The organism is Marinobacter sp. F3R11 (assembly GCF_003318275.1).
Classification (GTDB): domain Bacteria; phylum Pseudomonadota; class Gammaproteobacteria; order Pseudomonadales; family Oleiphilaceae; genus Marinobacter.
The window spans coordinates 115,242-129,176 of the sequence record NZ_QOCH01000003.1; the positions used below are offsets into that span (position 1 = coordinate 115,242).

Annotated in this window: 13 protein-coding genes; 4 read left to right on the plus strand and 9 right to left on the minus strand. The window is 53.4% G+C overall.

The genetic code is table 11. The features are described 5' to 3' along the window. Positions 1 to 85: 85 nt before the first annotated feature. From DS878_RS00585 to DS878_RS00595, 3 genes are read left to right on the plus strand one after another with little or no spacing between them, the layout of a single operon-like run. Positions 86 to 679: a TRAP transporter small permease gene (locus tag DS878_RS00585; RefSeq protein ID WP_113814002.1), complete on the plus strand. Its 594-nt coding sequence runs from the start codon at positions 86 to 88 to the stop codon at positions 677 to 679. Between the two features lie 38 nt (positions 680 to 717). Further along, positions 718 to 2,004, plus strand: coding sequence for a TRAP transporter large permease (locus DS878_RS00590; protein WP_113814003.1), 1,287 nt, complete (start codon positions 718 to 720; stop codon positions 2,002 to 2,004). Between the two features lie 35 nt (positions 2,005 to 2,039). After that, a complete protein-coding gene (locus DS878_RS00595; protein ID WP_113814004.1) occupies positions 2,040 to 2,483 on the plus strand; it encodes a universal stress protein in 444 nt (147 codons plus the stop codon). A 24-nt stretch (positions 2,484 to 2,507) separates the two neighbouring features. Here the strand turns inward: DS878_RS00595 and DS878_RS00600 are convergent, their stop codons facing one another. From DS878_RS00600 to DS878_RS00640, 9 genes are all read right to left on the minus strand, one after another. Continuing rightward, positions 2,508 to 4,775 carry a GGDEF domain-containing protein gene (locus tag DS878_RS00600; protein ID WP_261977535.1) on the minus strand — a complete coding sequence of 756 codons (2,268 nt, stop codon included), beginning with the start codon at positions 4,773 to 4,775 and terminating at the stop codon, positions 2,508 to 2,510. Positions 4,776 to 4,935: 160 nt separating this feature from the next. Next, complete coding sequence (locus DS878_RS00605; protein WP_113814005.1) at positions 4,936 to 5,976, minus strand: extracellular solute-binding protein; 1,041 nt, start codon at positions 5,974 to 5,976, stop codon at positions 4,936 to 4,938. After that, the gene (gene potC, locus DS878_RS00610) at positions 5,973 to 6,740 is read right to left on the minus strand and encodes a spermidine/putrescine ABC transporter permease PotC (RefSeq protein WP_187298701.1); all 768 of its coding nucleotides are present in this window, start codon (positions 6,738 to 6,740) and stop codon (positions 5,973 to 5,975) included. Before potC ends, DS878_RS00605 begins: the two co-directional genes overlap by 4 nt. Then, on the minus strand, positions 6,740 to 7,600 hold the full coding sequence (gene potB, locus DS878_RS00615; protein ID WP_113814007.1) for a spermidine/putrescine ABC transporter permease PotB: 861 nt from the start codon (positions 7,598 to 7,600) through the stop codon (positions 6,740 to 6,742). Before potB ends, potC begins: the two co-directional genes overlap by 1 nt. After that, positions 7,584 to 8,720, minus strand: a complete 1,137-nt coding sequence (potA, locus tag DS878_RS00620) for a spermidine/putrescine ABC transporter ATP-binding protein PotA (RefSeq protein WP_113814008.1) — start codon at positions 8,718 to 8,720, stop codon at positions 7,584 to 7,586. Before potA ends, potB begins: the two co-directional genes overlap by 17 nt. Positions 8,721 to 8,919: 199 nt before the next feature. After that, positions 8,920 to 9,966 (minus strand): TRAP transporter substrate-binding protein, encoded by a 1,047-nt coding sequence (locus tag DS878_RS00625; RefSeq protein ID WP_410003445.1) that lies wholly within the window; start codon positions 9,964 to 9,966, stop codon positions 8,920 to 8,922. 143 nt (positions 9,967 to 10,109) lie between these two features. After that, positions 10,110 to 11,786 (minus strand): methyl-accepting chemotaxis protein, encoded by a 1,677-nt coding sequence (locus DS878_RS00630; protein ID WP_113814009.1) that lies wholly within the window; start codon positions 11,784 to 11,786, stop codon positions 10,110 to 10,112. A gap of 73 nt (positions 11,787 to 11,859) precedes the next feature. Next, a complete protein-coding gene (locus tag DS878_RS00635) occupies positions 11,860 to 12,075 on the minus strand; it encodes a DUF3565 domain-containing protein (protein WP_113814010.1) in 216 nt (71 codons plus the stop codon). A 10-nt stretch (positions 12,076 to 12,085) separates the two neighbouring features. Continuing rightward, positions 12,086 to 12,955: a cation diffusion facilitator family transporter gene (locus DS878_RS00640; protein WP_113814011.1), complete on the minus strand. Its 870-nt coding sequence runs from the start codon at positions 12,953 to 12,955 to the stop codon at positions 12,086 to 12,088. Between the two features lie 95 nt (positions 12,956 to 13,050). Here DS878_RS00640 and DS878_RS00645 point away from each other — a divergent pair, with 95 nt between their 5' ends. Beyond that, positions 13,051 to 13,932, plus strand: coding sequence for a LysR family transcriptional regulator (locus DS878_RS00645; RefSeq protein WP_113814012.1), 882 nt, complete (start codon positions 13,051 to 13,053; stop codon positions 13,930 to 13,932). Positions 13,933 to 13,935: the final 3 nt, after the last annotated feature.

A 13,935-nucleotide genomic window follows, 5' to 3' on the forward strand; every position in this document is an offset into this window, starting at 1 on the left:
CCCGCCGGCGGATGCTTGGTTGAATTAACCGCGCCCTGCCGAACCCGGTGACCGGCAGGAAGCGATATGATCTGGAGCAACCCCCATGCCCGAGAATTCTCCGGAGTTAGAAGACGATACCGGAACTTTTGAGTCCGGCCTGCCCGGGTTTCTGGGAACACTGGACGGATGGATAGCCAACGCTGAAGCCGTCATCCTGGCTGCCGGGGTAATCCTGATGGCCGTTAACACTTGCGTAAATGTCATCGCACGATTTGTATTTGGAGAAGGCCTGTTCTTTTCCGGGGAAATCAACCGCATCCTCATTATCCTGGTCACGTTTGCCGGCATTGGCTACGCAGCCAGATACGGACGTCACATCCGGATGTCCGCGCTTTACGATTCACTTCCGCCAAAGGGCCGCAAAGTACTGATGATTTTCATTGCCCTTTTCACCTCAGTGGTGATGTTTTTCCTTTGCTACCATTCCTATGGATACATAGAAACACTGTATAGCCGTGGTCGTATTTTGCCGGCTCTGGGTTTTGAGATCTGGTGGATTTATATATGGGCACCCGTAGGCTTCGCCGTTACCGGTATCCAGTATTTCCTCACCGCCATCAAGAATTTCACCAGTGAGGATGTTTATCTCTCCACCGGTGTGATTGACGGCTACGCTGACACAGAATCGGAGGTCTGACCCGGTTTCCCACCGGTCACGACAAAAAGGGCGCACCTATGGCGACAATTCTAATGCTCATCATGATCGGGTTGCTGCTCCTCGGCTTCCCGATGATGATTCCACTGACGACCGCCGCCGTCGTTGGTTTTGTAATGATGTTCGATGGCTTCGGCCAGATGGGCACGTTTATTCAGCAAATGATGGGAGGCATCCGGCCCGCATCCCTCATTGCCGTCCCCATGTTCATTCTCGCCGCAGATATCATGACCCGGGGCCAGTCAGCTGACCGGCTTATAAACATGGTAATGGCCTTCATCGGACATATAAAAGGCGGGCTGGCAATAAGCACGGCAACATCCTGCACGCTTTTTGGTGCTGTTTCCGGCTCTACTCAGGCAACCGTTGTGGCCGTAGGGTCGCCTCTGCGCCCGAAGATGCTCAAAGCCGGCTACTCTGATTCTTTTACTCTGGCATTGATCATTAACGCCAGCGACATCGCCTTCCTCATACCCCCCAGTATCGGCATGATCATCTACGGGGTCATCTCCCAGACATCCATTGCCGAGTTGTTCATCGCAGGTGTCGGGCCAGGCCTCCTGATCCTGTTCATGTTCTCGCTCTACTGCCTGTTTTACGCCTACAAAAACAATGTTCCTACAGAGCCCAAGGCGACCTGGAGCCAGCGTGCTGTCTCTGTGCGAGACGCCATATGGCCACTGTTTTTCCCGGTCATTATCGTTGGCGGTATCTACGGCGGTATTTTCAGCCCGACCGAGGCTGCAGCCGTCTGCGTACTGTACGCTTTCCTGCTGGAATTCATCATCTTCCGATCTTTGAAGCTTGGAGAGATTTACAAGATCGCCAAATCCACCGGTTTGATCACCGCCGTGGTCTTCATTCTGGTGGCCGTAGGTAATGGTTTTTCCTGGATTATTTCGTTTGCCCAGATCCCTCAGGCAATACTGGAATCTGTGGGGGTTAACGAAGCAGGACCGGTAGGCGTGCTTATCGCAATCTGTGTCTCGTTCTTCATAGCCTGTATGTTTGTTGACCCCATTGTTGTCATCCTGGTACTGACACCTATCTTTGCCCCTGCCATTCAGGCAACGGGACTGGACCCGGTGTTGGTCGGGGTACTCATTACACTGCAGGTTGCAATCGGCTCCGCCACCCCTCCGTTTGGCTGCGATATTTTTACAGCCATCGCGATTTTCAAGCGGCCGTATCTGGAAGTTATCCGGGGAACGCCTCCGTTTATCTTCATGCTGATCGCAGCTGCCGGGCTGATCATTGCCTTCCCGGACATAGCTCTGTTCCTGCGTGACCTCGCCTTTGCAGACTGACAGGCAACCGGATCTGGATTTTCAAGGAGAAAACAATGTTCAAGCGGATACTGGTAGCGGTGGACGGCTCCAAAACCTCGCTCAAGGCTTTGGACAAGGCCATAGGGCTGCAAAAGCTGATCCCGGATGCGGAGATCTTTATTATCTGTGTCTACAAGCACCACAGCCTGTTTGAGGCCTCTCTCTCCATCGGCCGGCCGGCAGACATGGAGATCCCCGACAAGGTTCTTTCAGAATATGCCAAAGAAGTGGTCAATCACGCCAAGAATATGGCGAAAGAGCATGGAGCGACCAAGGTGCGCGGCTTCGTCAAAGCAGGGCGCCCTTCAAAAGTCATTATCAAATTCGCTCAGGAGAAAGAAGCTGATCTGATCGTGGTAGGTACCCGGGGCACTCACAGCGACAAGGACGGTATGATCCTGGGTAGCGTTTCACACCGAGTTGCCTCTCACGCCAAGTGCCCGGTACTTGTAGTCTGAAATCTGGCTCGCGCCGGTTAATGGCTAGGACTCTGAAAACACCGCAACATTATCGCGGCCACCAGCCTTGGCCCGGTAAAGGGCTTCATCTGCCAGCTTCAACAACTGTGCAGGCTCGTCCGTACTCTCCGGCCAGTTAGCTACGCCGATGGAAATGGTCAGGTTGCCCATGTCGTTGCCTTCAGATACTACCGTTTCTCTTCTCGCCGCTTCACACAGTTCTTCCGCACGATCTTTGGCTCCAGCCAGATCTGAACCGGGCAGAATTACCACAAATTCTTCTCCACCGTAACGACAGACAATATCGCTTCCGCGGAAACGGGACTTCAGTATCGAGGCAAATGCCTTCAGGGCCATATCCCCCGCTTCGTGGCCGTGAGTATCGTTAAAGTGCTTGAAATGATCGATATCCATCAGCAAAAGCGATAGTGGCAAGTTGTTGCGCTGCGCCACGGCCGCTTCATGCACAAAGAGCTGATCAAAATACCGGCGGTTTTTAAGGCCAGTGAGCGCATCCTCATAGGACAACCGCTGCAGATCTTCCCTTAAGGAGATGCCAGACAGTGTAATCCCGATACGTTCAGCCACCAGGTTCATGGATGACATCAACCGTGCGGCACCATATTCCGTATATACAGAGTTGTTGATGCTCCCGCCATCAAGCAGCAGTATGCCTTCCAGCCTGGCGCCATGACTTGCAAATTCAACATTGACAGGAAAACTCAGCAATTCCTGAAAGCGCCTTGCGGCTTCAGCATCCCCGGAAGAGTCCGGCATCCGTTGAGCCGGGGCGGGCAGGTCATCGAGCGTCGCACTCACGGGAGGAAACTCCGGGGGCTCTTCACCATAACCCCAGTGCATCAGACGTTCATAACGGCTGTTGCCCGTGTGCCGGTATACCATTCCCTTGAGCGGGCTGCAGAGCCTGGGCAATGCTTCAGCGAGAACCTGAAACGCCTGGTTCAGGCCCCCACACGCCTGTAACTCGGCAATAATACCCGCAAATACCCTGCTCTTCTCATTCTCGAATGCCAGTAAACCTGCTCTTGCCCGTTCCCTCCGCAAAAGGGTTTCTGCTTTTTCAGTTCGGTTGGCCACCTGCTGCTCCAGAGTCACCGTCAACTCCTGCAGCGCTTTCTGTGTGCCGGCATAGTGCCTCAGAGAAATAAGTACCACTGACAGCGTAAAGGCAAACAGACCAAGGCTGACAGGGACCTGCCCCCAGGGCAGAATAGCGTGAGCTACCGCCATGTCGGCAACGAGCAGAACACCAAACACACCGCACGCCAGCACAAGCACCTGCTGCTCCCCCGCTAATGAACGCAGGCGAGGCACTGTCAGTGCGCCCATGGCTGACAATGAAATAAGAAGCAGAACATCAAATACCGGAAAGGTAGACGACAGAGACACTACTCCAGCCAATGCCAGACCCAGCGCACCCACCACGTACCCCAGGTGCAGCTTCCAGATCAGGCTGATCGCCAGGCGGGACGAGCGGTCAGCCAGCCATTGATCCAGCATGAGCCCCAGCGCTACAGGCAACAGGTAGTAGCTTCCAGCTGCCAGATAATTCCATAACAAGGCATGAGGAATAATGAGCTGACTGGCCTGACTCTCTGCCACCAGCATGACGGATGACGCCAGTGCAAACAGCGCAATACTGGAAAACGTTTTTTTACCCCCCTGAAGCAAGGAAAGGATCAGCGCAAGCAGTGCGACCAGCAGCGAAAAGACAGCAACAAATAAGGCTTCAAGAGAGTTTTCCAGAACATAAAGAATGAGTGCGGAGTGATCAAGAATACCTATTTCGCCCCAGAAACCAATATCCTTGTAGTCAGAGAAAACACGAAAATAGAGCGTTTTGTTCTCGTAGTCCTCAGGCAGCGGGATCTCATGCCAGGGCCAGCCTTCGAATTTGCCACGCCCATGTTTATCAAACGTCCCATATTGATAGATCTTCTCGCCATCCAGCCAGGCCTGGACAAGCAAATCAATACTCAATATGTAAAAGACAGGGGCCTGCCAGTCACCTGCCGGCAGGTTTACCCGGAACCACACTTGATCCCGACCGTCACGGCCAGGGGGGTTGGCGGGGAAATCGATGGTCTGCCATAGCTCTGACTGTTCAGCAACCGACCAGTCAGGCTCTCCTTCGGCAGTATAAGGCAGGTCACCCCAATGGTATTCCCATGTCTGGGTCACAGGCTGAGGCACAACTGCAGCGGCAGCAGGTCCAGACCCGCACAGAGCACCAAACACGATAATCAGAATGCCCAGAAACGATGAGGCCATTGACTCTGAGGGGTCCTGCCAGTTAGAGCGTTGCAGGCAAGTATAGATTACCTGCCCAGCCACGTGTACAAATATAATACAGTAAAGCCCATAAAAAGACCTGAGACAACAGGATCTGACCGTGCTCTGATCCCGCCATCTCAAGCCTGGAAGCTGACATCTAGAGTCCGGATTTCAGCTTTTCCCAATACCTTGCGTAGATCTGCAAGGCTTCATCACCTATATCTGCCTGGAACTCTGCGTTCACCATATCTTCTGCTGCAGGATAGCTGGCACGATCCCCTGAAACCTCATCTCCCAGCAACTCGCGGGCGGCCAGCACTGGTGTAGCGTAGCCAATATCTTCGCTGATCAGTGCCGCAATCTCCGGCTGCAGAACAAAGCTGATGAATTTGTGAGCAGCTTCCGGGTTTTTGGCATTTTTCGGAATTACAAAACTGTCCAGCCAGGCAATAACGCCTTCCTCCGGATACACATACTCAAGCGATTCCATGCTTTCCTTGCCCATTACTGCCTCGCCATTCCAGATCATGCCCACGTCAGTCTCGCCTTCAAGGAACGGCATGCGTGGCGCATCGGAGTTAAAGGTTCGTACAGAAGGCATCAACTCTGTCAGCTTTTCATAGGCCTCTTCAATCTGCTGCGGATCCGTACTGTTACCGGAGTAGCCAAGTACACGCAGACCCACGTGGAAGACTTCACGCATGTCGTTTGTCAGATTCACACGACCCTTGAAGCGCTCTCCCCAGAGATCTTCCCAGGCTGTAACCGGTTCACCTTCAATATCTGCGATATCAACACCAATACCTGTCGTACCCCAGAGGTAAGGGACGCTGTACTGGTTGTCCGGGTCTATATCCAGGCCGGTAAGCTCGGGGTCAACCTGATCAAGCCCGCTGATCTTGCTTTTATCAATGGGCATCAGCAGACCTTCGTTGCGCATTTTGCTGACGTAGTATGTGGAGGGCACAGCAAGATCATAGGCGGCGCTCTCGTCGAGCAGCTTCAGCCGGGCGTACATGGCTTCGTTGCTGTCATAAGTGGTGTACACCACCTGAATGCCGGTTTCTTCCTGAAAGCGGGTCAAAACTTCCTGAGGCATATATTCCGACCAGTTATACAGGTTCAGAACCTGCGGATCGTCGGAACTGCAACCAGTCAGGCCCAGTGCCAGCATGCCGGCCAGTGCGATCTTTTTCATTGTTTGCTCCTTGAAAGAATCCAGTGCGAAAACATCAGCATTACCAGTGAAAACACCAGCAACAGAGTACCCAGTGCATTAACTTCAGGCTTAAGACCTACACGCACCATAGAATAGATGCGCAAAGGAAGAATTTCATAACTCGGGCCGCTGACAAAGGTGCTCACCACAACGTCGTCCATGGAAAGCGTAAAGCCCAGCATCCATCCCGCCATCAGCGCAGGCATGATAACCGGGATCAGCACGGTTCGGGTCATAGTGAAATCACTGGCACCAAGATCCCGTGCCGCTTCCGGCAAGCGCTCATCAAAACCGGCGAGCCGGGCCATAACCGTTATCACGACAAACGGCAGACAAAAGGTAACGTGGGCCAGCAGCAGCGATACATAGCCGAGCTTCAGCCCCAGCAACAGAAACAGCCCGAGCAGTGAAATGGCCAGTACAATCTCCGGCGACATCATGACAACAAACAACATCCCGTTCAGGACTTTCTTGCCACGAAAGCGGTAACGATGCAGAGCCAGCGCGGTCAGCGCTCCGATCAGTGTCGATACGGTGGCCGCAGTAAGTGCCAGCCACAACGAATTCCACATGGCCTGAACCATAGCGTGGTTATTGAACAGCGATTCGTACCAGCGCAGACTCAGACCACCCCAGCTATAGCCGGTACGGGAATCGTTGAAGGAAAACACAACCAGCACAATAATCGGCACGTACAGAAGCAGATACACCAGCGCGAGATATGTGCGGGGAAGCCATCGCATCAGGCACCCTCCTCGCCCAGTCGGCGTTTACTCAACCGGTGGGCAAACATCAGCAGCGCCATGGCAACCGTCAGCATGATGCTGGCAGCAGCGCCAAACGGCCAGTTGCGGGCATCCAGGAACTGGTTCTTGATCACATTCCCTACCAGCAGGTTGCGCGAGCCACCCAGAATATCCGGCACAAAAAACAGCCCCATCGCAGGCAGCAATACCAGCATAACGCCAGCCAGAACACCAGGAAGGGTCAAGGGAACAATAACGTTTTTAAAGGTCGCAAACCGGCCTGCACCCAAATCGTGGGAGGCAAGAAGAACATCCTGACGCAGATCATCAAATACCGAGTACAGTGGCAGAATCATGAAGGGCAGCAGGAGATATACCAGACCCACTATCACCGCTCCTTCGGTGTACAGAAGTTGTGCCGGCTCATCGATTATTCCCAGAGACATTAACCCCTGGTTCAACAAGCCGTTCGTCGCCAGAATCAGCTTCAGCGCGTAGGTTCGTACCAGCGAGTTGGTCCAGAAAGGCACAATCAACAGGAAAATCAATAACATCTGCCGCCGCTTTTCCACCCGCGACAAGGCCCAGGCGAAAGGATACCCAATCAACAGACAAACCAGCGTGGTCATTGCCGCCATGTACAGGGAGTGGATGAATACCTCAAGGTACAAGGGGTTGAACAGCTGGCGATACGCATCCAGATTCAACGGCATGGAAATGAAGGTGCCGGGGTTCCGTGTCATCACACTTGTCCCCACTACCAACAGGTTCGGCGCGAGCACAAGGAACAGAAGCCAACCCCATACCAGCACCAGAACAGCCGCTCTGAACGGCTGTTGCCTAATGCTCAGCATCATCGGCGGCCAGCTCCTCTTCATCTGTCAATGGCTCGTCGCTTTCTTCCGCCAGCAACCACTCCCAACCGTCTACCCAGCTCACCCGGACGGGTTCACCAATGCTGTAATCAAAAGCGGGATCGTCTTCATCAAAAAACTCGCTGGCCATGACCTGGCTACCATCCTCCAGCTCAATAACCGAGTCCAGGGTGCTGCCTTTATAATTCCGCTCTACGATTTTTCCGGCCACGCCTTCGGTATCATCCGGCGCCAGCACCCGGAGATCTTCCGGGCGCAGCAAGACGTGCAACGGCTGATTGGTCGTTACACGGAAAGAAGGTTTGCCCAGAACCCGGTTCAGGCCAAAAACGTCAACGCTGATGCGCTTGTCTTCAATTCCCGTTACGCGACCAGGGAAAAAATTGGTCTGGCCAACAAAGCGCGCAGTAAAGACATTCGCCGGACGCTCATAGACTTCCCGTGGGGTGCCCAGCTGCTGGATCAGACCGTCTTTGAGCACCACGATGCGATCAGACATGGACAGCGCTTCTTCCTGATCATGGGTGACAAAAACGAAGGTTATGCCCAGTTCACGCTGCAGGCGCTTGAGCTCAACCTGCATGGTGCGACGCAGCTTATAGTCCAGAGCAGACAGGGGCTCATCAAGCAATAACATCTTTGGCCGCTTGACCACAGCACGGGCGATTGCTACCCGCTGCTGCTGACCACCGGAAAGCTGATGTGGCTTGCGCCTGGAGAAGTCCTCCAGCTGAACCATGGCCAGCGCTTCTTCAACGCGCTCGCGGATTTCCGCTTTCGGCCGTTTCTCCATCTTCAGCCCATATGCCACATTGTCGAAAACCGACATGTGGGGAAACAAAGCGTAGTTCTGGAAAACGGTGTTAAGCGGACGCTCCTCTGGCGGGGTCTGGGTAATATCCACACCAGACAGCGTCACCGTGCCCTGATCCGGCAGTTCAAAGCCTGCCATCATGCGCAAAAGCGTAGTTTTACCACAGCCGGACGGCCCAAGGAGTGTAATGAACTCGCCATCGTCAATTGTCAGGCTGAGCTCATCTACCACGGTTTTACCGTCAAACTGTTTGCTGATACCGCTCAGCGATAGGAGTGTTTTAGTCATCAGCCCTGTCCAAATAATGAGCGGCGTATTTTTTCAGAAAGAGCCTTACATAAAAAGGTCAGTGACGGTTTTTTACACAACAATTTTATCCAGTGGGGAATCCGAAGCTGCCGTTCCTGGCAAATGGGGTATTTCTGTATGGGGAATTGTTTTAAAAGGCGCCCCGACTGTCGAAGCAGTCGGGGCCAGCTGGAAGGTTTTATTCGCCAGCAACGCTGTCGAGGTAGGCTTTGTCTGAAATATTGGTCCATTGACGGACCTGTTTCAGGTAGCCGAAGTGCGAGTCGATAATCTCTTTTGCCAGCTCATCTTTCGCAGCGGCTTCAGCCAGCAGCTTGTTGGTTGCGGCACGCATCGCTTCGATGACTTCCGGCGGGAAGGTCTTGTGCGTTACGTCCGGATAGTCTTCTTTCATACGATCCCAGGCCACACCACTGTCGTGAGTGGTCTGGATGTACATGTCATAAGCTGCGGTGCGCATGGCTACACGCAGAATTGCCTGCAGGTCCTTCGGCAGTTTGTCCCAGCTTTTCTGGTTAATAAGGAACTGTACTTCCGCACCTGGCTCCTGCCAGCCCGAGTAGTAATACTTTGCAATCTGGTGGAAGCCCATCGGGAAATCAAGCGCCGGTCCTACCCACTCAACCGCATCAACTGTTCCGCGCTCAAGCGCTGTGTACAGTTCACCGGGAGGCAAATTAGTAACCGCCACACCCAGCTCGGACATCACCTCACCCGCAAAACCGGGGGTCCGCATTTTCAGGCCTTTAAGATCCGCAACGGAATTGATCTCTTTGTTAAACCAGCCACCCATCTGGTTGCCGGTATTACCACCCGGGAAGGAGAGCAGACCATAAGGTTCATAAACCTTCTGCATCAGTTCCATGCCTTTGTCGTGGTAGAACCAGGCATACATTTCCGGTGCAATCAGACCAAAGGGAATTGTAGTGAAGTACATTGCATTGGGAATGGTGCCTTTATAGTAATAAGAGGCAGTGTGTCCCATGTCGTACTGACCGTTACGCACCAGGTCGAAAATACCGAAAGGTGCTTTGTGCTTGTTGGCACTGTCAATACGGATCTTCAGGCGTCCGCCTGACATTTCTTCGGCCATTCTGGCCATGTTCTCGGTAGTTTCTCCAAGAATAGGCGAGTTGGGCCCCCAGGTTTGCGCAAGGCGCAGGGTGTAGTTTTCTGCGGCCATGCCGAGCGAACTAACAGAGAACAACAGCGTCACCGCTGCCATTCTGAACAGACCAGTCATCATCGTTAGCACCATTTATCGTGTTGTTATGTTATATCTTTATCGCAAAAGCGCCCATAATCTTAGCCCGTGATGACACCCGGCGCCAAGAGTTGTTCTGTCCTGTTCACCCTGCAACCCGAGAATCAGACTTTGAAGCGGCTCACCAGATCCCGCAGGCTTTCGCCCAGCCGAGCGAGCTCAAGGCTGGCTTCATTCGTCTGAGTGACCCCCGTATCGCTACGCTGCGCTGCATCGACGATACGTACCACGTTCTGATTGATTTCTTCTGCCACCTGGCTTTGTTGCTCTGCCGCAGTAGCAATCTGGGTTACCTGATCGTGAATCTGTCCGACGGATGTTTCAATGGTTGCCAGTGCGCCTGAGGCATGGTTGATGCGTTCCACCGTTTCGGACGACCGCTCCCGGGATCGGTTCATCCGTTCAACGGCTGAACGGGTTTCGCTTACAAAGCCGTCAATCATTTCACGGATCTGATCAGCAGACTCCGCACTGCGCCGTGCAAGCTGGCGCACTTCATCTGCGACCACAGAAAAACCACGGCCATGATCACCCGCTCTGGCAGCCTCAATAGCCGCGTTCAATGCCAGCAGATTGGTCTGTTCAGTAACTGCCTGAATTACATCCAGTACCTTCTGGATATCGTCTGATTTTTCAGCCAGCGCATTGATACTCAGAGCGCTCTCCTGAATTTCCTCAGACAACTGGTTTACAGCGCCCTGCGCACTGGCAATGGTTTCACCACCCTCTCTGGCCATCCGGTCTGCATCCGATGCGGCACCTTCAACCTCACTGGCATTACCGGAAATCTGCTGGATGGTCGCTGCCATTTCATTAATCGCAGAGGCAATCTGATCGGTTTCCGACCCTTGCTCCTGCACGGACGCCCGCGTTTCATTTGCTACCCGGCTCAGTTCTTCCGCAGAAGATGCCACCTGATCCGTTGTGGCACCGACCTCCCGGATGGTTGTCTGAATTTTCATAACAAAAGCATTGAAACGACGGCCCAGCTCTGAAAGCTCATCACTGCCCTGATCCGGCAAACGCTGGCGCAAATCACCCTCACCATCGGCGATTTCCTGCATCATTTCGCTTACGTTTTTCAAAGGCCTGGTTACTGTGCGGCCAACAAACACACCGATTACCAGTGAGATGACCACAACGATGAAGGTAACCAGAAGAATAAAGCCGAGTGTTGCAACTATGTTTTCCTCGATTTCCAAGCGGGCAGCTGCAACTTGCCGATCGATATCGGTAATGTAAACACCAGCACCAATCATCCAGTCCCAACCAGGAATAATTGCGGAGTAAGATACTTTCGACTCTTCATTACCTGATGCAGGGTTGGGCCAGTCATAGCCGAGATAGCCGGTGGACTCTGCAGCGTCAAACAAGTCACCTACAAGCTGTCTGACGGCCGGACTATTATCCTGCCCCTCTCTGGAAGGGTCCGGCGAGTATGCAACAGCGCGCGCTGCCCGGTTGTAAGCAAAAACGTAGTTTGTCTTTTCGAACCGGATAGAGCGCAAACGGGATGCAGCCTGGGCTTTAGCTTCATCTTCAGACAATGCCGTATCGTTCTTCGCCTCCAGAACCACCGCTTTTGCCGCATCAATCAGGTTCTTCAGCCCCAGCTTCCGGGCTTCCAGGAGACTGGTTTCAAGGCGCTGTAACTCTGCTTCTCCATTCACCTTTATCTGACTGACTGAAATCCAGGCAACAGTTGCCGCTGTAACCAGCACTGGTATTAGCACTGCCAGCAGTAAACGGGTTCGTATATGCAGGTGGTTCAAAAAATTCATTACGCCAGATCCTCAGGAGGGTATTGTCTCAAGGTATTAACGACGACAGTTTAAAGATCTTGAGGACAAACAGTTAATTTTCATGCACCACATCAATGTCCCTGCCTTCGTCACACTTACGGCAATCAAGTTCAAAGCCAAGCATGGAACGCCGCCCTTCTGCGCTGGTCACCCAGGGCCTGTTCACCCACGGCGGGGTATGACGTACATGCTGATTGTGGCCACAAGCAAGTTGAGCAACCCAATGAGATTCTTCATCCTGGTGGTATCCGGCTATCGGTTGTTTCATATCATCGAAATCAATGAATCAGACTGTGTATAAAAATTGCGGGGCGTACAGGAAGACCTTCCAGATGCCGCAAAATAGTGCCCTTCAGACGCTCTGACCGCCCGGACCAGTTGGCAGGAAGGCTGATTTCCACCATCAGGTTCGGGCCGAGCTTGGCCATTCTCACCTGTTCCGGTGCAAGCCCCACCGAGTTCAGGACATCATGAACTTCTTCCGTATACTCTGCCGGAGGTGCTGCAAGCATGAGCTCCCGTATCGCACCGATGGTCATTTTTACCGGCACAAGTATGAAATAGGCAGAAATAACGAGCATCATCATCGGATCAGCATACACGGCCCAGGAAGACCAGGCGCTCTGCTCCAGCCACCAGGCAATACCAAACCCCAACAGCACTGCTGCGCTGAGTACCGAATCCATAAACCACTGCCGCCGTTCGGCAAGGAGCAAGCCGGAAGATTCACGGCGCCCCACCCACTTCAGATACACCCATACCGCAGCACAGCCCAGAACACTTACAGAAGCAAAAACCAGAGCCCTGTCGGCACTTACAGAGCGACCACCTTCAAGCATTGCAGCAATCGCAGATGCCAGAGACAACAAACATACCAGCGTAATCACCAACCCTTTGACGGCAATCACCAAAGGCTCAACCGCACCACGACCAAACGGGTATTCCCTGGTGGCAGGACGGCGGACAACTCGTGCTGCGTATAAAGACAGGAGCGACAGCATCAGGCTGACCAAAGAGTATGCGCCATCAAACAGGATGACCAGCGAGTCAATCCACAAACCCCAGGTAATTCCGGTCAGGGCAAACAGGCCGGCCGCAACCGCAGACACACTCAGCGCCATATTTTCCAGCGCTATAGACTTAAACATTTTGATCTCCCGTGATTTACCAGCATATTATCGCGGTGTATCTGGCGAGTGCGAGTCGGTGGCCGACGGAAAAACCGTCACCAGGGAGGTGTTTCTTGAAAACGTCACAGGTAAGAGTATTCCTGGCGGTAGTGCGCAACGGCACTATCGCAGCGGCAGCCCGGGAGCTTAACCGAAGCCGTACCACTGTAAGCACCGCTCTGGCAGCATTGGAAGACGAACTTGGCGTAGCCCTGTTCGAACGCAGTGGAAACCAATTGCACCTGACAAGTATCGGCCAGGCCATAGTTACGGATTGTCGTCGGTTCGATCAGGTAGCAATGCAGATTTCCGCACGCTGCCAGCATCACCTCAGCGGTGCAGAATCCGTTTTACGTATAGCCCGGGATGATTCAATTCCGGAATCCGTGTGGCGAGACCTTCTGCACAGGCTCAAAGCCCGCTTTCCTCAAACCAGCCTCTCTGTGTATCTGGCGGCGCCCCGGGAACTCCCTGCTCTGGTCAAAAACCAGTCGGTGGATGTAGCCTACGGTCTTATGCCGGCTCTGGTGAGCGAGGGCTATCAATGGTTTCGTGAACTTGCAGATGTGCGAATGCTCACAGTAGCCGCACCGGACCACCCACTTAGCCGGCTTAAACGGGTAACTCAGGATGATCTCATCAGCCATACCGAAATCACGCTGGCCTTTATGCAGAACGATCGGCTGGAAGCTGAATCTCCGGAAACAGCCAACTATCTGGCATTCACCCAATACGAACTGATACGGGATGCAGCAATTGACGGTGCTGGCTGGGCAGACCTTCCCCTGCCTCTTATTACGAATGCCCTGAGGCAGGATAAACTCAAAGTTGTTCACCACCGCAGTGCTCGCTGGTGGAAGGTGTTCAGCGCACTGGAATCCGAACAGGCGCAAGGCGGCGCGGTTCTGGGGTGGCTGGCCACGGAACTGGAACAGTATCTGGAAACAGTGGAATAGGTA